Origin of the sequence: Roseibium alexandrii DFL-11 (genome assembly GCF_000158095.2) — a bacterium.
GTDB classification, from domain to species: Bacteria; Pseudomonadota; Alphaproteobacteria; order Rhizobiales; family Stappiaceae; genus Roseibium; species Roseibium alexandrii.
Genome location: NZ_CM011002.1, coordinates 2195487 through 2218541 on the forward strand (window position 1 = coordinate 2195487; position 23055 = coordinate 2218541).

Here is a 23055-nt window from a genome sequence, read left to right on the forward strand (position 1 = left end):
CCCCTCGACTTTTGCGCGAAGGTGTTTTTTGATGCAGGTGCAATTTTTTGGAGAATTGGCGTGGAATGGATCTTGTTGGCGGCTTGCCTCTATTTCGGCTGGCGATTTTTTTTCCGCAAAAAGAGCAACCAAACACAGGGTGCTGAACAGCACATCGCAAACACCGCGCACGACACCAGGATTCAAGGCTTTGCCGTGGAGACCCAAGCTCGGTCGGCCGAACTCACCCACTGCGTGACCAAAGAGGACTACGAAAGCCTGGTCGCCCCTTTCAAAGACTTGAAAAAGAACATCCGGAAAACGCATCAAAAGGCGAAGAGATTCCTTGCCGCAAATGATGAAAACACGAAAATCACCAAAGCGAAGGCAGAGAAGCTGCTGACCCTTCTCGCAGAAATAGAAGGGGCAAGCGAACAGGCGGCCAAAGCCCATACTGATATAGAGAATCTGGACATCAACAACGGCGTCTACTTTTCCGACGCCCTTGATCGTCAACGTGACAAGTTTGCAGAGTCTTTTGATACCCTTTACGGCGATATTGAAGAAACCAGCTCCGAAATCTTCACTAATGCGTTCATCCACTTTGACGAAACAGGCCAGCTTTCGCTCTACACACAGGGAAAGAGCGACGAGGAACGTGTCATACATGCGTTGGAAGCTATCTTGCGCGACAGGTAAGCTCATTCCGCCGCCTCCTGATCGAGCACCGAGCGCGCATGGGTCTGCAGGACGATCAGTGCCTCAATGGCCCGGCTGAGCTTGTCGGCGATTTCAAGATCTTCGATTTCCTGGCGGGTGATCTGGCCGTCATCGCTGAGCGCGCTGCAGATCGCCTCGGCCGCATCCGCACCGCGCTTGACCGCTACACCAACGGCCGATGGCCAATTGGTGATCGCCTCGCGCGAGCGCGGCAGCGGAACAAAAACCCCATTTGCCAACCGACAAAGCGTGCGCACGACCGCCGGGTCATCCCCGTCGATTGTCAGGTCCATCAAGACATCGACTGGAATGTGATCCCGGTCATGCGCGCTGGATGGTGATGCGTATTTGGACAACGTCTGCTGCCCGACACGCGTAGCACCTGCCGCTTCGTCTTGCCCCCCAATACCCCGCAGAAGGCGGCGGACAGCCGATTTCAGGCTTGCGCGATCATGCTCGGTGGTTGGCCGGAAGCTCATGGCGTAAACCCCTCGGATTTACGCGATGACGCGGTCCACGTTTTGGGAAATGATTGCGCCAGGTGTTCACGCTGCTCCGGCGTCAGCACAAAGCGCTCCAACGGTAACGGCCGCCCGAGTTCATGAGAAAATAGGAGAAGCTGAAAGATGTACCGAGCCGGAAAAAAACCGCCAGTTCCCGAATTGCTTGCCGCATACCGGAACCGGCGCACCGTTGTCGGGTCCACTTTTAGCCGCTCGGCAACGACTGCAACACCGCCCAATTCATTGATGACAGATGCTGCCGGTTCTAAATGCATGGGAGTTATCCGCTCATGACAATTCCAAATCGTCAGGCAGATATTGCATCAGATTTCGATTTTAGCAATATCCATAATGGAAATTATTGTGCGGAAATAGCAACAGACAGGTTGCTAGAAAGCGTGCATTATTCGCATGCTATGGCTACAGATAAACAAGACATCATTAAACAATGGCTGGCAAAAGTCATTGAAGAAAAAGAAGAAACGCAAGCCGGGCTTGCGAAGCTTCTCGGCCTTTCGACTTCACAAATAAACAAGACTGTTTCCGGTAGTCGAAACTTGAAAGCGGACGAGCTTTTGATTGTTGCCGCCTATTTTGACGCAGACCTCCCGATCATACCTGGCTATGGTCATGCACGCATTGCCAAACGGTCCAACGATAATTTGGAAGGGCAAATAGCCTTTTCCGACAGTGACGAAGACGAACTTTGGAACCTCGCTGAGCAGAAAGTTAAGGACGAAGAGAATAAACGCGGGATTAAATTTACGAACGAAGAATTCATTGACCGCATCATAAAGTTGTATAACACTCTATCACGTCGACACGAGTGATAGTTCTCTGAGTTATTAGCAGCCATGCAAAACACCGATTTTCCGGCACTTTCAACTGTAGCAACCGACAATGATGAAGACAGTTTGGTCGACTTAATTTTTCAAGCCTGTAAATTCGATTGCATAGACATCCTCGAATGGGAGTCCATCAAGAAGTTTGGGCACGATGAACTGCTGAAACTCGACCCGTTCCAAGAACGTTACATCGTCGAAACCTGCCGTGGCAAAGTTGCAAGGCGTGCCTTTCGCGCAGGTTATCGCCCGCCAGACACGGACCGCGTACAATGAGAAACGGTCTCGGCAAAGACTTTGTGGTGCGCGAAAACGTGGATATTATCGAACGCGGCGGCGCTGACGAAACAGCACAATACCTGCTTCGTTTATGGCAAACAGAGCTCGGCAAAATGCCAAACAACCGCGCCCTGAACGCACTGTCGCCGTTCTTGGTCGTGTTTGAAGACTTTTGCTATGATGGCGATACTCCAGACATTCTTTTCCACGGCGGCCAAACGCTGTTTGCAAAGCATTTCCCAGAGGCTGAAGAAGAGGTTGATTTAACACCGAAATCACTTCTCGGCACTCTATACCGGCAAAAGGTAAGTCAAGGCTATCAGGACGCGCTTCAAGGCGAGCCGGTTTTCGAGACAGTTGGAACTGGGAACCTGCTCGGCGCGCACAAACCTGAAATCATTTACGATCGGCTGATCCTCCGATTTGATAAAAAAATCGGCAGCTACCTTGTCAGCTACAGCATCAAGCGCGACGTGAGGTGGTTATCTGCAAAAGAAGATCCAGAAGATTTTCAAAAGAATTCCCCACACACGTCAGATTTCCACCTATCGTCGAAGGTGGATTCTTCCAGATTATTCCGTTCGGATGCGACTGCCTGAAACCATAGTCAGGGAACAATTGGCTGGCCACATGCTCTGGCGTCATCCACCCATAAAGGTAATCCGGCCGCCACTCGTCGAGCGCATCAATCTGTAAAATCCTAACCAAAGCACCTGCTAGCCCCGCGTTGCGATAAGGCTTTTCAACGAACAGATCACCGACATAGGCGACATTTCCGCGAATTCTCGACGCGAAGCAAGGCTGTTCGTCCGCCATTTCCGCCTCACCTTCATGGACGCCCGGGTAGCAACGGCGCCAATATCGCCGCCAATACTCCTCCAAAGACATGCCGGCCAAGCGATCGAGCCGCGCCGCTGCGCGCGCCACCAGTTCTCCACCAGGCGTCTCCACAAGGATCCAGAAGGCTTGTGACGGTGTATAGGTATTCTTTTCGGTACTGAAGTGCTCGGTAAGTGACGATTTTTCGGAAACGGAAATCCTCTTTTCAAGAAATTCGAAATCCACACCACGCCGCAGCAAAAAACCATTTTCATCCAACAAACGCTTCGAAATGCCCCACGCCTCGCGGAGCCGGTATGTGTCTAATGTCGCCATAAATCGCGACTGCCCTCTCAATAAATTGGTCGCCTAACCACTATCATCGCATTTTCTTGTTGTCATTGCCGTTGACAAACGGTGCGAATTTCGAACATATTTCCATTATGGAAGTTTCCATATTGGATAGATTGGAAAGTTCCCCAAGCCCGCCACCGGGGAAAAAAGCGGGCGACCGGCCCCAGAGCCGGCGCCCGCAGCCACCAGGAGAAGGGAGACAGACCATGCAAAACAAATTGCACCACCCAGTCTCCCCGATTGCCGAAAAAGACGTGCGCAGCTGCGTATTTCAATTTTTGATTGCGGGCTATTCTGATTTCTGCGCGGTAGCATTCCCGGTGAAAAACAACCGGGGGATGACACCATGACCGCCAGCATTCAAAACACCAACAGCGCCATAGCGATCCTGGAACGGACCATAGACGAATTCCAGAAATACCCGGATGCGCCCACGGTTTTGACCAAGGGCTTCCATCTGGCGACCTTGATGGACTCGGTGAAGAAATGCTTAGCGAGCCTCTCAGCCCAGGTGCGCTTTTATAACAGCGCCAAGGCGACCACACGCGCGATTGCCGTGCGCCGAGAAGACGGCGGCGACGACTATGTTTCCGGCCTCGACCTTGAGGCCCTGCGCCTGCCGCTACCGAACCTGGAACAGGATTTTGTCATCTATGGCAAGCCGGACGCGCTGCGCGCCGTCGCAACGGCCCTAGCAGGCCGCGGCTGGCCGTCAAACGGCCCGGCGCCCTTGCACGATCTCGCAACACAGCTCGCTAGAGAGGCGGTCAACGACCCAAAGGAGCCGGACCGATGCCAAGCACGGTAATCACGCCTCTCCACGCTGCTGCCCCCTTTCACCGGCTCCTGAGGGTCGGTTATCCTTCTGCGGCTCTTTGGACGCTGCTTGCAATTGGGAATTCAGCTCACGCGGCGTGCGGCAATGCGTTCAGGAAGCGCAAAGACGATATCCAAAAAGAGCCGCAGGAACCCGATGTATTCCCGGACCGCTTCTTGATCGCCAACACCTTCGTGGGCAGCAAGGTTTCCGTCGATCCGGATATGATGCGCCCAGTCGGCCAAACCTTGCGTAATGACGCCTTGATCCCGCAAATCGTTGATCCGGCTGATCAATTTTCGATTTTCGCCAGACTCGTCGAGTTTTTTCAAAGCAAGCTCCAGAACCGCCCGGCAGGTCGGCAAAACCATCTGCGGCGCCATGCGTTGATCGAACGCGGATTGCACACTTTGAAACAACTCTGTGACCTTCTCCGGCCATGCGGGATCAGAGTGCGGGGTTTTGACTGGCGGATGCACCTCGAGCACGGTCAGCAAACCAGAGCCCCCAAAAAGTTGCGGCTTCTTCGGGTCAGCGCTCGCAATGATATTTTCAATGTGAGCGGCCTCAGCCTCAAAAACAAACAAGCTCGGCCCACTACAGCGCGGGCAATGGGCCATGGCACCCCCGCGCGCCTTACCTTTCGGGGTGTCATGCATGTAGTGTCCCGGCATCCCGTGCCCCGCCATGCGCCGGGTTGCATCCGATTTTGCTTTCACCTCCTCAGGCGATTTTTGCGTGTGTTCAAATGCCGCAATGAAAGAGAAATCAACCAGTTGACCGCATCGGCCACACTGCTGCGTAACAACCATCATTTGAAACACCTCGGAGTTGTGCAGTGACGTACCTTCAACTCCATACCGAGATTCTTGCAAGTTTGCGAACAAACGCTGCAAATCCGATTGCACTTGATGCCGAGATCAGGGCGCTGCGCGGGAAAGCTGGAGATGGTCTGGTCATTCAGGCACTGATGCACAGTGCTGCTGAATACTACAGCGCCTGGGCTTTGCTGCACTTCCACACACAGTCTGCACTGGCTTTGGACAACAAGCCGCCGAAGGTCACAAATGGGGAGCCGGACCGATGCCAAGCACCGTAATCACGCCTCTCCAGGCTGCAGCCCCCTTTCTCTTGCTGCTCATCGCTGGTCTTTGCCTCGCCGCAACCTATTTAGCAGTCTCCCGCCACCAGAAATCTGGTGATCAAAGATCTTCCCGCATCCCGTCTTTCGGCAACTGGCCGGACGAGGACAACACCGACACAAGGCTCACCGGCGCCGGCTCGTTCCTCCCAGCCGCAAAAGATGCGCAGGTGACACTCGGCCCTGACTGCCCCTCGAGGGCGGCAGGGCCGCTTTTCTTTGACGGGAAGGACCGCCGGGCATGAGCAAATCTGCACAGCCCCCGGCGCACGTGGCGCGCATTCGCCTGACGATCAGGAAGGCCCTGATCGAACTGGAAAACGCGGCACACGATGCAAAAAGGCGTGGCGATACGCTTTTGGCGCGCGATGTTTGCGCGATCGCCAATGCCCTGAAAAACGCTGCCGAGCTGCGCCTCAATCCGCACGGCCCCATCGGTTCAGTCGGCGGACCGGGCCCGGCGAAGGTGAAGACACCCGCCGGGCATCCCACACATGAGGGCACAGCACCATGAACACGCGCGCCAAGTTCAAGCAGGTGGACGTTAAACGCGCGATCAAGGCCGTGGTCGATGCCGGGCAACCCGTGCAAGAGATCGAGATCACGTCCGAAGGCACGATCCGCATCATCGTCAACAACGACAACAGCCTTGCAAAGGGACCGGAGCCTGACCTCTAATGGCAGCCATGCCCAAACGCCGCCTTCCACACCTCCGCCGTGAGAAATCAAGACACGGCCGCGTCAAGTGGTTCTTCCGCCTTGGCGACGGCCCGCGCATTCGCTTGCCGGATGACTACGATCTCGATCCGGCCTCAGGCTTCATGCAGGCTTACCAGGCCGCACTGACCGGATCAGACGTTCCGAAAAAACCGCGATCACGATACCCGCAAAACACCCTCGGTTGGCTACTGGACCAGTATGAACAGAGCGCCAAATTCGCTGCACTGGCAAAAGCCACGCGGCAAAGTTACGGCTACCAAATAAAAGCGATCCGGGAAAAAAGCGGCAGCGTGCGATTGATCGATATCACGGAGCGCTCGATCCGCCGCGCGCGAGAGGCCAGAGCGGCTACGCCCAACGCGGCGAATGCGTTCTTGAAAGTCATGAAAGTCGCCTTTGCCTGGGGGATGGAATCCGGCCTTCTTGACGATGTCATCGACCGCGACCCGGCAAAAGAAGTCAAACGCATCGACATCAAGACCGAGGGTCACCACACCTGGACCGTCGAAGAAATCGAACGGTATGAAGCGCGTTGGCCTCTTGGCACGATGGAACGGTTGGCCCTGGATCTTTTGGCCTGCACGGGCTTGCGCCGGGAAGATGTCTACCAGATCGGCCGGCAGCACATCAAAGGCGGCGAAATCCATGTCCGCGCCAGTAAGACGGGCGGCTGGATCTATCTGCCTGTTCTGCCGGCGCTGCAGGAATCAATCGACGCCACCAAGACAGGCGAATTGACGCTGTTGCTCAACACAAAAGGGCAACCGCACTTGAACGCCAAGGCTTTCGGCAAGTGGTTTGGCAAGGCCTGCGAACGCGCGGAGGTGCCTGGCCGCGCGCACGGTATGCGCAAAGCCGCGGCAACACTGGTGGCCGAGCGCGGCGCAACGGTTCACCAGATGATGGCCATCTTCGGATGGGACAGCGAGCGCATGGCAATCCACTACACCCGCAAGGCAAACCGGAAGAAAATCAGCTTGGAACACGGCGAGCTTCTGGACAGAAAATGAACAGATTCCGCCGCACCCTGCGTCAAAATCCGCCGCACCTAAAGAAAAACCCCAAGGAAACTGCGGCGTCGCAGCCCTTGGGGACAGTCTGGGGAGGAACGACCCTCATCGTTCATGAACAGATGTGGGTCTGCTTGTTAAGACTTGCAAGGCAAGATAACGTGAGGCTTGCGTGAAAAGATTTATGCAGCGAACGTCAAAAGCTTAATTGCATCATAGTCCTGCACACCGCCGCCAACCCGTTTTGTGGTGTAGAACAGCACATAGGGCTTTGCGGAATATGGATCGCGCAGCAGGCGTACGCCCATCCGGTCGACCACCAAATAGCCGCGCCGGAAGTCGCCGAAGGCAACCGCGGGGGCGTCATTGGCAATGTCCGGCATGTCCTCAGCTTCCGTAATCGGGAAATTCAGCAAGGTCGCCGCCCCGTCCACACCGGCAGGCGGCTGCCACAGATAGGTCCCGTCGCCGTCCTTCAGCTTGCGGATTTCGCTCTGGGTCTTCCGGTTCATGACGAACCGGCCGTTTTGCCGGTAGCCGCTCTTCAAGGAATAGATGAGGTCGATCAACGTATCGCCAGCATCCGATGCCGGAAACGCTCCGGCCGCGCCGGTGGCCATCGTGCCAAGCGAGCCCCAGGCCCAGCTGTTCTCAGCAACACGCGGTGCCTGAAGGAAACCGAGCGGCTTGTTGACGCCATCACCATTGACAAAGGCCGCTCCCTCCTGCTCGGCAAAGGCGGCCTCCACCTCTTCTGCGATCCACTGATCCATGTCGACCGCCGCATCATCCAGCAGCGTCGATGTAGCTGCGGGCATCGCATAAAGCTCCATCGCCGGAAATGTCAGCTCCGCCAGTTGCGGGCTGTTCGTCTGCGGCCGGGCGGCGGTTTCACCAACCCATCCGGATTGCGGGCCGGTCACCGCGAAGGGCTTCTTGTAGGTCGAGGATGAGACCTGCCGGATGCCGGAAATGGCCCGGATGGGAGAAACTTGCGACAAGCGCCGCATGATCCCGGCTTCCGTTTCCTCCGGCACCAGATAGCCACCATCCGGATCAGATCCGGCCGACAGGGCTTTGACTTCCAGCGGACGCAAGGGCTGTTCCCGGCCGGACCGCACATAGGTCTCAAAGGCCGCTTTGTGTTCCAAGGCTGCCGATGTCATCTGCCGCTGGCCCTGCCTGCCGATCTGAGGACGGCGGCTTTTCAGGGTCAGATCGTCCAGACGTCTTTGTGTTGCATCGAGAGCCGCATCCAGCCGGTCGAGTTTTTCCAGCGACACAATATCCGCGCTGCCCCGGCTTTCAATTTCCGCTAGGCGCGCGTCGTTGACGGCCCGGTAGCTTTCAAAGGTCCGGAAGAACGCGTCGAAGGTCCGGGCAACGTCATCTCCGCCTGTTGCATCGGTGGTTGGAGCAGCCGGAACCGGCGGCAATCCACCAGGCATGTCCGCCTTGGTTTCCAGCGGCAGGTCATCGGGCGTCCAGTCTGAAAGTCTTGTCATTATGCATACTCCCTTGATCCAATGTGCGGTGTACGTGGGGTTGGCGTGTTCGAAGGCGATGTCAAAAGCCGGACCCGTGCCTCGTCGACTTGCGGGAAGGTGACGAGGGAAATCTCCCAAAGATCGATGTCTTGCAGGATTCGGCCCGATCCGCGGTGCGGTCTACGGGCGGTGCGCGCCTTGAAGCCGATGGAAAGCCCGGAAAGAGCCCCTGCCCGAATAAGGCTCGACGCCTCGAAGGCTGCAACAACGCCCGGGGCGAGTTCCCCTTCGGCCCATAGACCGTGTTTTGTTTCCATCAGCCGCGTCCAGCGTCCGAGTGGGCGTGCCGGATCGTGTTGCCACAACAGCGCAACACGTGCCGGCGGACGCTGGCGGAGGCTGCGCCTGAAGGCTCCGGGCAAAACCGTATCGCCAGCCCCGTCAGCCTTTCCGAAAACGCTGGCATAACCGGCAATCCGAACTGCGGCACCTGCCGTTCCGGCCATCAGGTCCGGTCCCCGTGAGAAGGTTTGACGTCTTCTCTCACCTGAATCGCCAAGTGATATAGACGGCCCGAAAAATCCCGAAAAACCGGCAAATGCTCGGTCCGGTGACCGGATGCCTTGACGCCAAACCGCTGAAGCAGCGTTGTTTTCGTGCCGCGGCGCGCACGGCTATGCGTTCTCCCGCTGTCCAGGGAGTTGCTTTGAAGGCTCATTCCGCCCTCCTTTCAAGATAAATTGGCCTTAAAGCGTTCCGAGCTCAGCGAGATAACGGTTCAGCCGGGCAACCTCGCTGACGAAGTCGGAAAACCGCTGATTGGAAATGGCAAGCTCGCGGATCAGCACAAGCCCGATCAGTGTGGCCGTTGCGGCCCACAGAAACAGCGCGAGATGGGCCAGATCCCCGCGCGCCATGACATGGGCTGTTAAGTCTTCAATCATCCTGCGCCTCCCCTAACGTGCCGCCCCGCGCGCCGTAGCCGACAGCCTGACGCTTTTCGTCGTCCGACAGGAACGAAGCCACACCGACGCGCCGCCACAGGGCCTCCCGCTCCGACGACAAGGCCTCGATCGCATCAAGATCCGGCTCCAGATGTAAACCTTGGCCGAAGGCTGGTCCCAGCCAGCTGGCAAGATGGCCCGCCGTCCGCCGCACCAGCGGCAGGACAGCCCCGCGCCAAAGCGCCCGGCCGGCCTCCTGATAATTGGCGTAGGTGTTGTCTCCCGGTATGCCGAGCAGCATGGGCGGCACCCCAAAAGCGAGTGCGATCTCCCGGGCGGCCTGGTTCTTGGCCTCTATGAAATCCATATCCTTCGGGGTCAGCCCCATCGGCTTCCAGTCGAGCCCGCCTTCCAGCAACAGGGGCCGGCCGGCGTTACGCGCGCCTTGATAGCCGTCTTCCAACTCGGCCTTTAGCCGGTCGAACTGATCGCTTGTCAGATTAAGCGCATCGCCGGCACCATAGATCAGCGCTCCGGAGGGCCGGGCGGCATTGTCGAGCAGCGCCTTGTTCCAGCTTGCCGCCGCATTGTGAATGTCGAGGGCCATCTGTGCAGCTTCAACCGGCGCGAATCCATAATGATCATTCAGTGGATGAAACAGCTTCAGATGCCGGAGGGGAGCTGCCTCTTCTCCGTCTTCCGCTTCTGCAGCCAGGCGCACGGTGCGGCCCGCGGCGGTGTAGTCGAAGGCCTCCGGCCAGCCATGCGGTCCCGGCACGACCTTCACCCTGTCCGGCCGGAGTGCATAAAGCTCCCGCGGGACACCATCCACCGGCACCTGCTCAAGATAGGCATTGCCGGAGACCAACAGGTAACCGTAAAGCGCCTCCAGAAAATCAGCGCCGGTTTCATGGGTATTCGGCCGGGCGAGCAGTGCCAGCAATGGATGTTCCGACAGCTCCCGATCGCCTTTAAAGAGCAGCAGAGGCACAGCGGCGGCCGTCTCCGACAGCAACCGGACCGCCCGGTGCACGACCGGGTTCTTTGCAAAACCTTCCTGGGCCAGAGCCGCATAGTCGCGCGGGCTCCAGACCGGCTGCGCCGTCCCCTGGATCGCGAGAAGAGGTCCGGTGCGGGAGGCTTTTTCCTCAAGTTCCGCTGCGGGATCTGCGCCCCAGAGTGATTCAAGTGCCTTTTTTAAGCGCATGAAATATCAATCCTTTCCGCGCCCGTTAAAGCGCCGAGTCAAGGCTTTGAGAAACCGATTCAGTGTCTTGGCAAACTGATTCAAACGCGCCGCTTCGCACGCCCAGCAAAGCTGTTATTCTTTACGCCTCCAGGAGGCAGGACGTGAGATGACCAATCAGAACGTGATTCAGATCGAACGCGGTTTTCCGGTCGCCCCCGCTGTTCTCTGGTCACTCTGGACCGAGGACCAACATCTGTCAGCCTGGTTCGGACCTCACGTCTCTTTAGAGCCAAGTGCGGGCGGTGCGTTCCGCGAAGTCTGGACCAACGATGGCCGCCAGACTGTCACCTCCGGCACCATCGTTACCTTCGATCCGCCCACGACCCTCGCCTGGACGTGGGCCGATGATGACTGGTCTGGGGCAACGCTCCTCACGCTGTCGATCGTTGCTGAACGCAACGGCGCGCGTCTCACCCTCATCCACAGCGGCTGGCACGATCTTGCAGAAAACGCGTCCGGTTCTCTGCGCGATGCCCACGCGTCCGGATGGACCATGCATCTGACCAACCTGGAACGCTATTGCCTGACGCTGCTCGGCAAGTGAGGCTTCTCTAAAGCCCACGCACCTTTGGTTCCGCCTTAGGGCCCAGCATCAGGTCCGAGACCGCCCAGACGAGGGCGTCCAACCGATCGGGGGAGCGCCTGCCGGAGAGACCGCCGGGGCCGAAATCGGCCATCTCGTCTTCGAGCTCGGGAAATGTGCCTGCATGGTGTACCTTGCCCTGGTCGTAGAGCATGGCGACGGGCTCGGCCCGGGAGAATTTTCCCCGGGTGGCCCGCACCTGTTTCACCGGCACGGACGGATCCGCGCTCGCAATCACTTGCGCGACCATGTCGCCGCCCTGGTTGACCTCGGCGATCAGGCAATCGGCCTTCAATCCGTGCCAGAGGCCGATGGCAGCCTCGGCCCAGTCGGCGGGTTTGGCCGGGCGGCGGCTGCGGTCGGCCAGAACATAAGCCTTGCCGTCGCTGCCGAGCCCGGCGGCAACAATGCCGCAAGCGTCGGACTTGGCCGTTGCCGTCACCGGCGGGTCGATGGCAATGACAATGCGCGTCAGATCCTCCGGCGCGGCCGCAACCCTTGCAGCCTCCAATCCATCCCGCGACCAGAGCGCGTCCGGCCGGTCCTCGATCAGTTCACCGTCCAGTTCCTGCCGGCCAAGGCGCGTGCCGCCATATCGGCCGACCACGGCCTCCAGAAAACCCGGCGCCAGAAACAGCGCATTGGCCTTGGTCGGAGCATGGGTGATGGCGGTCCCCGCCTGTTTCATCAGGCGTTTTAGGAGCGGCACCGGCCGCGGCGTCGTCGTGATCAGCTGGCGGGGTTTGCTGCCCAGCCTCAGCCCGAACTGCAACATGTCGAAGGTCTCCTCGGCATAGGTCCATTTAGCAAGTTCATCGCACCAGGCGATGTCGAATTGCGGCCCCCTCAAGGCCTCCGGGTCTTCGGCGGAAAAGGTCTGCGCCACCGCGCCGTTCGGCCATTCCAGCCGGCGGCGGCTCGGGGTCCATTGCGGCCGCTCCCCGCCGGGATGTACGGCCAGAAGTCCGGAGACCCCTTCCACCATCACCTCGCGGACATCCGCATAGGTTTCGCCGACAAGCGCGATCCGCCCGGCAAAGCCCGGTTCACACCAGCCGTGCCCGAGCGCCCGCGCCCGGATCCATTCCGCCCCGGCCCGTGTCTTTCCGGCGCCGCGCCCGCCCATCAACAACCAGACCGCCCAGTTTGTTTCCGGCGGTAACTGGTGCGCATGGGCAAAGACCGGCCAGTCGAAGGTCAGGAATTTCAGATCCTCCGGGCTCAAGGCGGCAAGGACCGCCTCAATCCGCCCCAGCTTCGCACAATCGCTCAAGACGGCGCGCAAGTGCCGCGCGCAACTCCTCCCGGTCGTCAAGGTTTTCGTCCTCCCCGTCCGGCTCCGCATCCGTTTTCAAGTCCATCAGGGCGGTCAAGGTCTTGGCAAGGCTTGCCAGCGTCTTGACCGTCTTGTCGATTTCCTGAAGCCCGCCAGAGGGTGTCCCCGCGCCAGCCTCCTCAAACAGGTCCGCGAGCCGCGCTTCCAGCTGATCCATCTGTCCGGCGAAAGCCCGGTAGAGCCGCGCGGCCATATCCTTCGGGCTTTCCGGCGTTTTCTGCTGACCCACATCTCCGTCCGGCACTGCCCCGTCCATTGCGCCCTCCCGGACGGAACAGCATGAAGATCCTTGATCGGGGGGCCCGGACTTCTCCGCCTCTTCTCGACCTGAGTGTCCGACCTCTTCTCCGGAGACCGCCGAGACGTTGCACACCTGCTGTTTCGACTGCCTCTTGCGTTTCTGCTTCAGAGCCTTTTCGCGCTTCAGCGTGTCGGCAAGGCCCTGACCTGAAAACTGCGCCTTCACGTTCGATCCCCCGCACTCGCTCACTCAGCTTCCTCCAGGCACAAAAAAACCGGCGAATGCCGGTTGAGTTTGATGATAGGGCCCATCCCTCTCAGGTATCACCCTCGGCCTTGTGCTGAGGATCCATATTTTTCAATATGTTATGGATGTTCGGAACAAGTCCGAACATGACGCAGGAGGAAAAATCGGACTTCGTCAGCCGATTGAACTGTCAGATTCTAACTCATTGAATCAGGCCCAATTTCCTCCCAGGAACATCACCCGCTGCGATCACTGTGCCGCCCCGGACTTGATCCGGGGCCCTCGTCGCTTTCCCGGCCCATCCTCTGGTCCCGGCACAGGTCCCGGCTCGGGGGCCGGAACGGCAGCCAGCAGGGCTACTCTCAAATACTTATCCACGCCCAGCGCGCTTGTGAGATACTGCGGCCCATACGACTGAAACCGGCCTTGCGGCAGCGGGACTTAGAAAATCACCCATCCTCTAACCCTCTCCGCTTGCTTCGCTCCCTCAGCCCATTCGGCTGATGCGGCCAACAAAAAAGGCCTCCACGCAATCGCCGGAAGCCTTATCTGATCCGCAACTTTGGGATCATGACAAAACAATGCCACATCACCGTTACGGTGTCAAGGAATATTTTCCTATTTATAAACGTGCCGTACTAGAAACATGGCAAACGAAGAAAAACAGGCACAATAGCCAGATCGAAAATACTCGAAGGACGAAATCGCAGAAGCTTTTATAGAAGCGTACGAAGACTGGTATCTCGGTCTTTCGGGACCGGAGGGGCTTCCCGAAGCAGACGCTCTACATCATAACCTTCTGGAAGCAGTTCTTTCTTCCCAGAGACGAAGGGGTAAAAGAAGCTGAGAGACTGCCAGATCCATTCAGCGATTAAAACTAGATCATCTGGATTAACAGATATCCGATGTGCGGTAAGGGTTTTTTGAGCGTTTCTTGTTGGGTCCGTAATGTCAAAACTCTGCCCTTCTTGCTCAAAAATGTGAGACCAATGAACAATCTTATTTCGGAACTCATTGTATTCTGAGAACTTATTATAGATCGGGGCATATTCTCTGAAAACAGGATCAGCGAGCTTTGCGGCCTGTTTTAACTTTTGCAGCTTTACGGACATGCGCATACCCTGGAGAAGGACATTCGCACTTTGCTCGCCTAAATTTGTCATTAGACTGAGGTGAATAGTGAGTTGAAAGTCCATGTTTGCAAATACGGAGATAAAGCGGCCCAAGGCAATATAAGCTCTGTTGTCGCCATCATATGAGATTTCATTATTCATGTCAGACACCGATAAAAAGCCAGATCAAGAAAAGGGCGATGAGATCCTAAAGCGAATGCTCAAGACGCCGCCCGAACCGAAAGTTAAGAATTCATTAACTAGTTCGATTGCAAAGAAGAAACCGGGTGGTTCCTCGGCAAAGATTCGCCACCCGGAAGAAGACCGCTAAGCCCTACTTTTTCTTGATGGTCTCAACGATGTGAGTACGGGGATTGCCTTTGGCGGTTTTCACCGTTGTGAAGCGCCCCGTAATCGCGCTGCGACCGATTTTGGTCGTGCTCATTTGCGTCACCTCCTTTCACGGGCAGTGGCCCGCGCTTAAAGGCGTGCACGTTAGGTGTGGTGACGAATCGCCGTACCAGAGAAAATTGTGCCGCTGGCGCTATTCATTGTCGAGTTTCTTTGATTTGGGCCTGTTTATAAACCTGCGAGGCTTCTGCTTAGGCGTTTGCGGCTTCGTCAATCCGTCTGCAGGCCGGCCGTTTGATGCGCGCCTATGATTAGCGGTTTGACCACTTCGTTCTTCATCGCTAGCGTTCGTCCACCACCCTACCCGCAGCCCAAAAACCAAGTCCCAGAAAAATGACCTCAAAAATTGCCCTTGTGACCGGCGCGGCGCGCGGGATTGGTTTGGCGACCACGAAGCTCCTGATCGAGAAGGGCTGGAAGGTGGCGATGGTCGACCGGGACGGGGTGGAGCTGAAGTCCGCGTCCGCCGGGATCAACGCGGGGTCGGCCTTTATCTATGATGTTTCTATCCCCGATGACGTCGATGAAATGATGACCAAGATCATCGAACACTTCGGGCGGCTGGATGCGGTGGTCAACAACGCGGGCGTTGCCAACTTCGGGCGGATCGAAGAGGCGGATTTGAGCCTGTGGCGCGCGGTGATGGCGACCAATCTGGACGGGGTGTTCATGGTCTCGCAGGCCGCCGTTCCGCACCTGAAAAAAACACGCGGGGCGATCGTCAATATCGGCTCGATTTCCGGCCTCCGGGCCTCCACCTTGCGGGTTGCCTACGGCACGTCGAAGGCGGCGGTCATTCACCTGACCAAGCAGCAGGCAGCCGAACTCGGCGAATACGGCATCCGCGCCAATTGCGTCTGTCCCGGCCCGGTCCGCACCAAGCTCGCGATGGCCGTGCACACCCAGGAGATCATCGACGCCTATCACGATGCGATCCCGCTGAACCGCTACGGATCGGAGGCTGAAATTGCCTCTGTCATCGCCTTCTTGTGTTCCGAAGAGGCGAGCTATGTCACCGGTCAGGTGATTGCATCCGACGGCGGGTTTGACAGCACCGGTGTCGGTCTGCCCGCGCTTCGGACATAGGACATCCGGTTATCGGTCGCTCAGGAAATGCGCCGCCACTTGTCTTTGGTGCGGCCGGTCGCGGTGTTCAAACAGATAAATCCCCTGCCAGGTGCCAAGCCGCATTTCGCCGCCTGCGACCGGGATCGACAGGCTGACAGGCAAAACCGCGGCCTTGATATGCGCCGGCATGTCGTCCGGGCCTTCCAGCGTGTGCGTGAGATAGCGCATTGAGGGATCGCTCGCCGGTGGCACAAGGCGGCTGAAATAGGCGTTTAAGTCCACCTGCACATCCGGATCGGCGTTCTCCTGGATCAAAAGCGAGCAGGACGTGTGCCGGACAAAAAGGGTCAGCAATCCGTCGGCCGCGCCTTCCTCGACAAGCCAGCTGCTGACGGACCGGGTGAACTCATACAGCCCCTGGCCGGAGGTATTCAGGGAAAACAGCGTTTGCATGGAAGCCTTCAAAGTCTTCAAATGAGGTGTGGCCGGAACCGTTGACCGACCCTACCGGTATTTGTCGTGGATGGCGTCATAGGTGCCATCAGCGCGCATTTCTGCCAAGGCTTCATTGAACGGACTGATCAATTCCTCGACGCCCGGGTATTTTTTGGAAAAACAGAAGTGAAAGTCCCGGGTGGTCAGAGTGATGAATTCGAACTCGTCGGTCATCCCCTCGCGGCGGATGATGTACTCCGTCGGCTCCAGGGCGCCCATCAGATAGTCGAACCGGCCGGCCGCCAGCATCTTGAGGCCAAGCTCGGTCGTCTGCGCTTCTATTGGCGTGGCACCCAGGTTCTGCAGAACCGCCAAGCTTTCATACCCCGCCATGGAGGCCACCGGCTGGCCGACCACATCTTCAACCCTCTGGATGTCCGGCCCCTCATGCGCTTGTCTTACGAAAAAACCGTTGGTGAAGACACTGATCGGGTCTGAGAAGAGAATGAACCGCTCCCGGTCGGGATGATGGGCACAGGTCAGAATACCGGCGGCCCGGCCCGTCTCCGCTTCGTTCAGCGCCCGCTTCCAGGGCAGGAACAGGATGTTGGCTTCATAGCCCATGCGGCGGAAGGCTTCGGTGGCGACCTCATAATCGAAACCGCGCAGACCGTCCTGCTCTGCAGCCATTTCATAGGGCGGATAATCTTCGGTGACAATGTCGATGCGCGGCGTTGCCAGTGCCGGACCGGACACAGCAAAAGCAAGACCGCTCACGACCGCAACGGCAGCCACTGCGCGCCGGACCAAGTGCAGCGCTGTCATCGAACTCAGTTCCAGGGCCATGCATTGCCTTTTCTGCTTGTCCTTCAGAGAACCCCTAAATCCCCTGCCCTTAACAAAACCGGAAATTCATTCCTCAACATGTCATTGATTTGATATTGCCCCAACGGTAGCTGACACTTTCCAGATATTTTGAAGATTTTACACCTCTTCCTGATTGCAGAATGGCCAAAAAACATCCAAAAGAGGCACCTTCCTATTGGGAATTTCACCAATGAGCGCTTCAAAGCCGAAGATCCTGATTGCCACGCTCGGAACCCGCGGCGACGTCCAGCCCTATGTGGCGCTTGCCGGTGAACTGGTGCGTCTTGGTGCCGACGTCGTTGTGGCGACGGGCCGCGGCTTTGACACGATGATCGGCAAGGTGGGCGCACAGCCGCGCGCGGTTCCAATTGATTTTGAAGCCCTTTTGGGTGACCCGGTGACGCGCGAGGCGATGTTCACCTTCCGCGGCAAGATCAAGGTCGCCCGCACCACCATGGAAGATCAGAAGAAGGTCGTCCGGTGTTTGTGGAGGATCGGTCTGGAAGAAAAACCGGATCTGATCCTCTTCAATCTCAAGGCCACGGTGATGACACTGGTGGCCCGGCGGCTGAATGTCCCGGCCTTGCCGACCGCGCTTCAACCGGTCGTGACGTCCACAGGGGATTTTCCGGTCTCCCTGTTTGGATTGCCCGCACTCGGTAAACTGGGAAACCGTCTCAGTTATCTGGCTGCCCGCAAACTTATGGCGCTGGGTCTGTCTCCCATGTTGAAACCGCTGCGCGCCGAAGCAACCGCGGAATTCGAACACCCCGGCGAAATGATCGACGGGCATATGCCGGATGGCTCCAAAGCGCTGTGCCTGCAAGGGTTTTCATCTGCGCTGGTGCCGAGACCGAAAGACTGGCCTGAAACGTCCTGGCTGAGCGGCTACTGGTTCATGCGGCCCGCAAACACCTACATGCCCGACCGCGAGCTGATGCAGTTTCTGGAGGACGGCCCGGCGCCGGTCTATATCGGCTTTGGCTCCATGCCGAGCCGGAACCCGGAAGATCTGACCGGGCTGATCATGCGCTCACTCACCCAGACCGGACTGAGGGCCATTTTGGCGCGCGGCTGGGGCGGCCTCACCGGGCACACCTTGCCGGAGGTCTTGAAGGACAAGGTGTTTTTGATCGACAAGGCCCCGCACAGCTGGCTGTTTCCAAAATGCAGCAGCATCATTCACCATGGCGGTGCCGGAACAACCCATGAAGCCTTGCGCTGGGGCAAACCCTCCCTTGTCTGCCCGGTTTTTGCCGATCAGCCTTTCTGGGGGCAACGCGTTCATGCCGCTGGCGCTGGTCCGGCGCCGATTAGCCAAAAGAAACTCACGACAGATTTGCTGGTGAAGGCGCTCTATGCGCTGGATGCTCCGGCCTACGCAATGGGTGCCAAGGCCGCCGCCGGCATCATGGCGCTCGAGCCTGGAGCGGAGGGCGCGGCAAAGGAAATCATGTCCCGTATTCCTGCCGTTCGTGCATCGGCAAAAAGCGCCTGACTTCCGTGTTTCCCGGCCTAAAGCCCACCGGGAGGGTCGTAATTCAAAGTGTGCGGCTCAATATGCGTGCGCCGGATATGCTCATAGTTTTCCCGATATTCAGGGGATTTCCGAACCCGGTTGATCTCATCATAAAGGGCTGAAACGACCTCCGGGTTGTTCTTGGCAAAGCTATGTGAAAACAACAGGTAGAAATGCTTTTCTTCCAAAGGCGGCCCAACCTTTTGAACCCTTCCACTCAGCTCCGGTGTTTGTTCGATCAGGTGATCGGCATGTGCGGTCAGCGCCGCCACTCCATCCAGGCGGTCGCGCAGAAGCAGCTGGAACAGTTGACCGAGCCGGTCGGCCTTGAAAACCCCAACGCCCTGATTTTGAAGCGTTGTCACAATCGAATAGCCGTAGATGGCTCCAATATCTCCGGACAGATTATCGAACTCTGACCCAGTCCAGCGGACATCCGATCCTGTTGGAACGTAGAGCGAATAACTGTCAGTGTGCAGAGCTTTTGAGGTATCCGGACGGTTGTCCGCCATCGGATAGACCCCGAGGTCCATGCGGCTCACTTCGAAGCTGGCCGAAAAACAACCGTCGATGGCATTTGAACCGGCCTCGTTGAGGCACCGCCTCCAAGGCACGGGCCGGAAATCAACCGCATAACCCAAGTTTCGTGCAGCCGTCTCTATCAGGAAAATGTCGGCCCCGGTCCCATCTGGCAGTTGCCAGGGAAAGTACTCTACGTTTTCGAGGCCCAAAACAAGTGTTTGCGCCGAGGCTTGCCACGCACTGACGGCCAACATGGCTGCGGTTATCGCGCCCAACACTCGTTTCATGTCACCTCATCGCAGACGTTGCCCGAAACCGGCATTCAGAGTGCCGGACTGCCAATGAAAGGGTCACCGCTTCCGGGCTCAAATTTGTTCTGTGATTATTTGGGACGTGGCCAAGGGCCTGCAATCGGCATATATATCAATGACATTAAATACATACGTCCTGCAGCGCGATGCATGTCCTGAATCGTGCGGCAAAGCTCATCAAAGATCAGATGCCCCCTTTTCTTTTTACAAGGAGACTGACTAGACTGCCCCTCAGGATTGCCAGAGGGAGAATGTCTCTTGTTTCCAGCCCGCTATTCGGTGTTTGCGCTTTGTAGTGCAGCCGCAGTTGTGACCTTCATCCTCAGCTTCGCAGTCAACCCTCATATCCTTTGGGTTTTTGGGGTTTTTGCCGCGCTGACCATTGTCGGCATACTGGACGTTACCCAGACCAAACATGCGATTTTGAGGAATTATCCGGTCGCCGGCCATTTCCGCTTCATGTTCGAAGCCATCCGTCCGGAACTCCGGCAATATTTCTTTGAAAGCAATCAGGATGGCCGGCCGTTCTCCCGGGAGCGCCGGACCATGGTCTATGACCGGGCCAAGGACATTGAAGGCGTGCTTCCCTTCGGCACCGAGCTTGACGTCTATGACATCAACTACGGCTGGGTGAACCATTCGGTCTGTCCTCAGTCCCACGGGAAGGTCGAGGAACTGCGCGTCGAAATCGGCGGTCCGGACTGCCAACAGCCTTACTCCGCGTCGATTTTCAACATCTCCGCCATGAGTTTTGGTTCACTTTCCGGCAACGCGATCCTTGCACTGAACAAGGGGGCCAAGGCGGGCGGCTTCTACCACGATACCGGTGAAGGCAGCGTTTCCCGCTACCACCGCGAAGGCGGCGGAGATCTGGTTTGGGAGCTGGGCAGCGGCTATTTTGGCTGCCGCGCCGACGATGGCGGCTTTGATCCGGAAAAGTTCAAGAAACAGGCGGCCGACCCGCAGATCAAGATGATCGAAATCAAGATGAGCCAGGGTGCAAAACCCGGCCACGGCGGGGTTCTGCCCGGCGCCAAGGTGACTGAGGAAATCGCGGAAGCGCGCGGTATTCCCATCGGCAAGGAATGCATTTCGCCAGCGAGCCATTCTGCGTTTTCGACACCCATGGAATTGCTGGGCTTCATCAAGACCTTGCGCGAGCTTTCCGGAGGCAAACCGGTCGGCTTCAAACTGTGCATCGGACACCGGTGGGAATTCATGGCGATCGTCAAGGCAATGCTCAAATCCGGGATCAAACCGGATTTCATCGTTGTGGACGGTGCCGAAGGTGGTACGGGCGCGGCCCCCGTCGAGTTTGCCAACCGCCTTGGCACGCCACTGCGCCAGGGGTTGGCGTTCGTTCATAACAGCCTTATCGGGGCCGGATTGCGGGACGACATACGCATTGGCGCGAGCGGCAAACTGATCAGCGCATTTGACATCGCCGGAACCATGGCACTTGGCGCGGACTGGGTGAACTCGGCCCGCGGGTTCATGTTCGCGGTCGGCTGCATTCAATCGCAGAGCTGCCACACCAACAAATGCCCGACAGGTGTCGCGACCCAGGACCCGAAACGCCAGCAGGCTTTGGATGTTCCGGACAAGGCCACCCGGGTTGCGAACTTTCATCGCAATACCATCAAGTCGCTCGTTGAGTTCACTGCTGCAGCTGGGCTCTCTCATCCAAGGGATTTCAAGCCGGAGCATTTCTATCTTCGAGCAGGTTTGCGGGAAATCCTGCCGGCCAGCGCTGCGCTGACCTGGGTGAAACCGGGCGCATTGCTCGACCCGGCCCACGATATTGCAGGATATTCCACCTATTGGGCGATGGCAGATGCCGGCAGTTTTGAGCCCGCGAAATCCCTGGAAGTTGCCAAGGCGCAGTATCACCATCACCTCGGTCACCACTAAAGAGACAGTGGGACCGACACATGGCTAGCCGGATATTTTAGTCGATATCGACGACTTTCTTTCGCAACTCGTAATTCCGGCTTTGGAGAATCCATCGGCCGATGTTTTCAGAGATGATCCGATCCGCTGTCCCGTCGGCCAGCAGTTCGCCATACCGCTTGCTCACCCTGCCCTTCAGATGCCGGCATGGAGAATTGAGCGAAAAGCCACTGTGCACAAACCCGTTCATTACGTTCCAGTCCACCGGCACTATGTCTTCACCGCCTTGGATCGCGCCAAATTGCGCCTGCCCGACGTAGCGGCCATGGATAATGTAGTCGATCCGGCCGACCAGCAACTGGTTCACATTGTCCTGGAAAGAGAAATTGTCCGACAATTTCAAGACATTGGCGACATAGGCATCAAAAGGCTCCCCATACCGGTCACCGGCATTCTTGGCGCCATACCTGCCCTTCAGATCGTTCCACCCCCCCAAGGGGAAACGGCGGTTTTCCAACGTGAACACCGTAAACGGGTTCTCGAACGCGGGTGTGTCGGTAAAGTCCAGAAACGCTGATCGCTCATCCGTTTTTTTCAGCGACATCAAGAAATCGATATCGCCGTTTTCAGCGGTCTTCAGTACGCGTTTCCAAGGCCCGGTGAAGACCGCATCAAACGAGACACCGATTTCCTGAAAGATCATTTTGTTGAGATCAACGCTTGCCCCAACGATCCGTCCGCCTTCGCGCCAATGGTAGGGTGGATAATCGGGATGTGCGGACGCGGTAACGCGTGTGCAGTTTGGATCGGATGCCAATGCACCGGATATGCTTGCAAATACAAGAACCAGCCCGAGCCGGACCGAAACCATGACAGTCTCCGCAGTAAGGATCGCATGTACTAAAGCAAAAGTGACGACCGCAAGAAACTTACGTTACGGCAAAACACTTAACACGGCGCAAATTTACGAAAGAGTTTTCGTCTGGCTGATGCCCTACCCATCAACAGGCGGATTGACCCAGTTCGATGGTGCAAAGGGTTTTTCAAGGGCACGTTCCACCAGCGGAAGATGGTCCTGACCGTAAAACGGATCACCATCGACGATGTAGGTCGGGGATCCGAAAACCTGCTTCTCTTTGGCCCACCCGGAGTTTTCCACGAGCTTGTTCTGAACGCTCGGGCTTGCAGCTTCTTCCAGCAATTCCTTGGCGGCAAACCCCAGTTTTACAGCCATAGCCTCAAGGGCCGTACGGTCTGAAAGGTCCAAATCCTCATTCCAATGCGCCTCCAGAAGTCCGTGAGCCATCCGATCGGTGTCTTCGCCGGTCTCGCCCAGCGCGATGATCATGCCCGAGGCCAGGCTGTAGTCCGCATCATGAAAGGTCGGGCGCTTGCGGATGATCGGCACGGACCGGTACTCCGCCCAGCGCTCAATTTCGCGCCCGAAGAAATAGTCGACATGCGCCTGTGTGCGCTGGCGGAAGGCCGGACTTCTTTGAGCCACGACAACAGGCGACAAAAGCACCGGCCGATGGACCAAAACCGCGTTGTGATGAGCGCAAATCCGCATGATCTCCAAGGAACCGAGATACGCAAATGCGGAATGCGCGGAATAGACATATTCGATAGTTGCCATGCCGTAGGTTCTTT

Annotated in this window: 32 protein-coding genes; 16 read left to right on the plus strand and 16 right to left on the minus strand. The window is 57.5% G+C overall.

Annotated elements, in window-relative coordinates:
• The first annotated feature begins 60 nt into the window (after positions 1-60).
• Entirely contained in the window at positions 61-678 is a 618-nt protein-coding gene (locus SADFL11_RS10230) for a hypothetical protein (RefSeq protein ID WP_134852982.1), read from the plus strand.
• 2 nt (positions 679-680) lie between these two features.
• Here SADFL11_RS10230 and SADFL11_RS10235 read toward each other — a convergent pair whose 3' ends face one another.
• Both SADFL11_RS10235 and SADFL11_RS10240 read right to left on the minus strand, forming a co-directional pair.
• Entirely contained in the window at positions 681-1178 is a 498-nt protein-coding gene (locus tag SADFL11_RS10235; RefSeq protein WP_008191263.1) for a phage regulatory CII family protein, read from the minus strand.
• Positions 1175-1477, minus strand: coding sequence for a hypothetical protein (locus SADFL11_RS10240; protein WP_008194525.1), 303 nt, complete (start codon positions 1475-1477; stop codon positions 1175-1177). Before SADFL11_RS10240 ends, SADFL11_RS10235 begins: the two co-directional genes overlap by 4 nt.
• 15 nt (positions 1478-1492) lie before the next feature.
• On the opposite strand from SADFL11_RS10240, the gene SADFL11_RS10245 reads away from it, so the two are divergent.
• The 5 genes from SADFL11_RS10245 (at position 1493) to SADFL11_RS10260 (ending at position 4304) form a co-directional block, all read left to right on the plus strand.
• Complete coding sequence (locus tag SADFL11_RS10245; protein ID WP_134852983.1) at positions 1493-2032, plus strand: helix-turn-helix domain-containing protein; 540 nt, start codon at positions 1493-1495, stop codon at positions 2030-2032.
• A 24-nt stretch (positions 2033-2056) separates the two neighbouring features.
• Positions 2057-2320: a hypothetical protein gene (locus tag SADFL11_RS10250; RefSeq protein ID WP_040451720.1), complete on the plus strand. Its 264-nt coding sequence runs from the start codon at positions 2057-2059 to the stop codon at positions 2318-2320.
• Positions 2317-2922 carry a hypothetical protein gene (locus SADFL11_RS10255; RefSeq protein ID WP_008189571.1) on the plus strand — a complete coding sequence of 202 codons (606 nt, stop codon included), beginning with the start codon at positions 2317-2319 and terminating at the stop codon, positions 2920-2922. The genes SADFL11_RS10250 and SADFL11_RS10255 overlap by 4 nt, the downstream gene beginning before the upstream one ends.
• Positions 2923-3702: 780 nt before the next feature.
• Entirely contained in the window at positions 3703-3846 is a 144-nt protein-coding gene (locus SADFL11_RS25250) for a hypothetical protein (RefSeq protein ID WP_167578973.1), read from the plus strand.
• A complete protein-coding gene (locus SADFL11_RS10260) occupies positions 3843-4304 on the plus strand; it encodes a hypothetical protein (RefSeq protein WP_008192278.1) in 462 nt (153 codons plus the stop codon). The genes SADFL11_RS25250 and SADFL11_RS10260 overlap by 4 nt, the downstream gene beginning before the upstream one ends.
• 92 nt (positions 4305-4396) lie before the next feature.
• Here SADFL11_RS10260 and SADFL11_RS10265 read toward each other — a convergent pair whose 3' ends face one another.
• Positions 4397-5128 carry a DUF4145 domain-containing protein gene (locus SADFL11_RS10265; RefSeq protein ID WP_050776075.1) on the minus strand — a complete coding sequence of 244 codons (732 nt, stop codon included), beginning with the start codon at positions 5126-5128 and terminating at the stop codon, positions 4397-4399.
• 23 nt (positions 5129-5151) lie between these two features.
• Between SADFL11_RS10265 and SADFL11_RS10270 the strand changes: the two genes are divergently transcribed.
• From SADFL11_RS10270 to SADFL11_RS10285, 5 genes are read left to right on the plus strand one after another with little or no spacing between them, the layout of a single operon-like run.
• On the plus strand, positions 5152-5412 hold the full coding sequence (locus SADFL11_RS10270) for a hypothetical protein (RefSeq protein ID WP_040451719.1): 261 nt from the start codon (positions 5152-5154) through the stop codon (positions 5410-5412).
• Complete coding sequence (locus tag SADFL11_RS10275) at positions 5397-5699, plus strand: hypothetical protein (RefSeq protein ID WP_040451718.1); 303 nt, start codon at positions 5397-5399, stop codon at positions 5697-5699. Before SADFL11_RS10270 ends, SADFL11_RS10275 begins: the two co-directional genes overlap by 16 nt.
• Positions 5696-5968 carry a hypothetical protein gene (locus tag SADFL11_RS10280; protein ID WP_040451717.1) on the plus strand — a complete coding sequence of 91 codons (273 nt, stop codon included), beginning with the start codon at positions 5696-5698 and terminating at the stop codon, positions 5966-5968. The genes SADFL11_RS10275 and SADFL11_RS10280 overlap by 4 nt, the downstream gene beginning before the upstream one ends.
• Positions 5965-6132, plus strand: coding sequence for a hypothetical protein (locus tag SADFL11_RS25255; protein ID WP_008195157.1), 168 nt, complete (start codon positions 5965-5967; stop codon positions 6130-6132). The genes SADFL11_RS10280 and SADFL11_RS25255 overlap by 4 nt, the downstream gene beginning before the upstream one ends.
• On the plus strand, positions 6132-7184 hold the full coding sequence (locus SADFL11_RS10285; protein ID WP_209002779.1) for a tyrosine-type recombinase/integrase: 1053 nt from the start codon (positions 6132-6134) through the stop codon (positions 7182-7184). Before SADFL11_RS25255 ends, SADFL11_RS10285 begins: the two co-directional genes overlap by 1 nt.
• Positions 7185-7366: 182 nt before the next feature.
• Here SADFL11_RS10285 and SADFL11_RS10290 read toward each other — a convergent pair whose 3' ends face one another.
• From SADFL11_RS10290 to SADFL11_RS10310, 5 genes are read right to left on the minus strand one after another with little or no spacing between them, the layout of a single operon-like run.
• Positions 7367-8689 carry a phage major capsid protein gene (locus SADFL11_RS10290; RefSeq protein WP_008192399.1) on the minus strand — a complete coding sequence of 441 codons (1323 nt, stop codon included), beginning with the start codon at positions 8687-8689 and terminating at the stop codon, positions 7367-7369.
• Positions 8689-9177 carry an HK97 family phage prohead protease gene (locus SADFL11_RS10295; protein WP_008196579.1) on the minus strand — a complete coding sequence of 163 codons (489 nt, stop codon included), beginning with the start codon at positions 9175-9177 and terminating at the stop codon, positions 8689-8691. The genes SADFL11_RS10290 and SADFL11_RS10295 overlap by 1 nt, the downstream gene beginning before the upstream one ends.
• Complete coding sequence (locus SADFL11_RS10300) at positions 9177-9389, minus strand: hypothetical protein (protein WP_008191308.1); 213 nt, start codon at positions 9387-9389, stop codon at positions 9177-9179. Before SADFL11_RS10300 ends, SADFL11_RS10295 begins: the two co-directional genes overlap by 1 nt.
• 28 nt (positions 9390-9417) lie before the next feature.
• The gene (locus tag SADFL11_RS10305; RefSeq protein WP_050776074.1) at positions 9418-9615 is read right to left on the minus strand and encodes a hypothetical protein; all 198 of its coding nucleotides are present in this window, start codon (positions 9613-9615) and stop codon (positions 9418-9420) included.
• Complete coding sequence (locus SADFL11_RS10310; RefSeq protein WP_008197210.1) at positions 9608-10822, minus strand: phage portal protein; 1215 nt, start codon at positions 10820-10822, stop codon at positions 9608-9610. Before SADFL11_RS10310 ends, SADFL11_RS10305 begins: the two co-directional genes overlap by 8 nt.
• A gap of 148 nt (positions 10823-10970) precedes the next feature.
• Here SADFL11_RS10310 and SADFL11_RS10315 point away from each other — a divergent pair, with 148 nt between their 5' ends.
• Positions 10971-11408 carry an SRPBCC family protein gene (locus SADFL11_RS10315; RefSeq protein ID WP_008190314.1) on the plus strand — a complete coding sequence of 146 codons (438 nt, stop codon included), beginning with the start codon at positions 10971-10973 and terminating at the stop codon, positions 11406-11408.
• Between the two features lie 7 nt (positions 11409-11415).
• Here SADFL11_RS10315 and SADFL11_RS10320 read toward each other — a convergent pair whose 3' ends face one another.
• The 3 genes from SADFL11_RS10320 to SADFL11_RS10330 all read right to left on the minus strand — a co-directional run bounded on the left by SADFL11_RS10320 (position 11416) and on the right by SADFL11_RS10330 (position 14544).
• Positions 11416-12720 (minus strand): DNA-packaging protein, encoded by a 1305-nt coding sequence (locus SADFL11_RS10320; protein WP_040451716.1) that lies wholly within the window; start codon positions 12718-12720, stop codon positions 11416-11418.
• Positions 12689-13273, minus strand: a complete 585-nt coding sequence (locus tag SADFL11_RS10325; protein WP_040451715.1) for a hypothetical protein — start codon at positions 13271-13273, stop codon at positions 12689-12691. The genes SADFL11_RS10320 and SADFL11_RS10325 overlap by 32 nt, the downstream gene beginning before the upstream one ends.
• A gap of 713 nt (positions 13274-13986) precedes the next feature.
• Positions 13987-14544, minus strand: coding sequence for a hypothetical protein (locus tag SADFL11_RS10330; protein ID WP_040451714.1), 558 nt, complete (start codon positions 14542-14544; stop codon positions 13987-13989).
• Between SADFL11_RS10330 and SADFL11_RS25260 the strand changes: the two genes are divergently transcribed.
• Together SADFL11_RS25260 and SADFL11_RS10335 are read left to right on the plus strand one after the other, a co-directional pair.
• A complete protein-coding gene (locus tag SADFL11_RS25260) occupies positions 14543-14713 on the plus strand; it encodes a hypothetical protein (RefSeq protein ID WP_167578974.1) in 171 nt (56 codons plus the stop codon). The genes SADFL11_RS10330 and SADFL11_RS25260 overlap by 2 nt on opposite strands.
• A gap of 413 nt (positions 14714-15126) precedes the next feature.
• Complete coding sequence (locus tag SADFL11_RS10335) at positions 15127-15879, plus strand: SDR family NAD(P)-dependent oxidoreductase (RefSeq protein ID WP_008194530.1); 753 nt, start codon at positions 15127-15129, stop codon at positions 15877-15879.
• A 9-nt stretch (positions 15880-15888) separates the two neighbouring features.
• Here the strand turns inward: SADFL11_RS10335 and SADFL11_RS10340 are convergent, their stop codons facing one another.
• Positions 15889-16314: a secondary thiamine-phosphate synthase enzyme YjbQ gene (locus SADFL11_RS10340; RefSeq protein ID WP_040451713.1), complete on the minus strand. Its 426-nt coding sequence runs from the start codon at positions 16312-16314 to the stop codon at positions 15889-15891.
• 51 nt (positions 16315-16365) lie between these two features.
• On the minus strand, positions 16366-17142 hold the full coding sequence (locus SADFL11_RS10345; RefSeq protein ID WP_008189447.1) for a substrate-binding periplasmic protein: 777 nt from the start codon (positions 17140-17142) through the stop codon (positions 16366-16368).
• Between the two features lie 211 nt (positions 17143-17353).
• Here SADFL11_RS10345 and SADFL11_RS10350 point away from each other — a divergent pair, with 211 nt between their 5' ends.
• Positions 17354-18661 carry a glycosyltransferase gene (locus SADFL11_RS10350; RefSeq protein ID WP_008196525.1) on the plus strand — a complete coding sequence of 436 codons (1308 nt, stop codon included), beginning with the start codon at positions 17354-17356 and terminating at the stop codon, positions 18659-18661.
• Between the two features lie 17 nt (positions 18662-18678).
• On the opposite strand, the gene SADFL11_RS10355 is transcribed toward SADFL11_RS10350, so the two are convergent.
• Positions 18679-19491 (minus strand): substrate-binding periplasmic protein, encoded by an 813-nt coding sequence (locus SADFL11_RS10355; RefSeq protein ID WP_008196544.1) that lies wholly within the window; start codon positions 19489-19491, stop codon positions 18679-18681.
• A 282-nt stretch (positions 19492-19773) separates the two neighbouring features.
• Here SADFL11_RS10355 and SADFL11_RS10360 point away from each other — a divergent pair, with 282 nt between their 5' ends.
• Positions 19774-21426 carry an FMN-binding glutamate synthase family protein gene (locus tag SADFL11_RS10360; protein WP_050776073.1) on the plus strand — a complete coding sequence of 551 codons (1653 nt, stop codon included), beginning with the start codon at positions 19774-19776 and terminating at the stop codon, positions 21424-21426.
• A 37-nt stretch (positions 21427-21463) separates the two neighbouring features.
• Here the strand turns inward: SADFL11_RS10360 and SADFL11_RS10365 are convergent, their stop codons facing one another.
• Both SADFL11_RS10365 and SADFL11_RS10370 read right to left on the minus strand, forming a co-directional pair.
• A complete protein-coding gene (locus tag SADFL11_RS10365; protein WP_008196799.1) occupies positions 21464-22276 on the minus strand; it encodes a substrate-binding periplasmic protein in 813 nt (270 codons plus the stop codon).
• Between the two features lie 123 nt (positions 22277-22399).
• On the minus strand, positions 22400-23041 hold the full coding sequence (locus tag SADFL11_RS10370) for a 2-hydroxychromene-2-carboxylate isomerase (protein WP_008194871.1): 642 nt from the start codon (positions 23039-23041) through the stop codon (positions 22400-22402).
• Between the last annotated feature and the right edge of the window lie 14 nt (positions 23042-23055).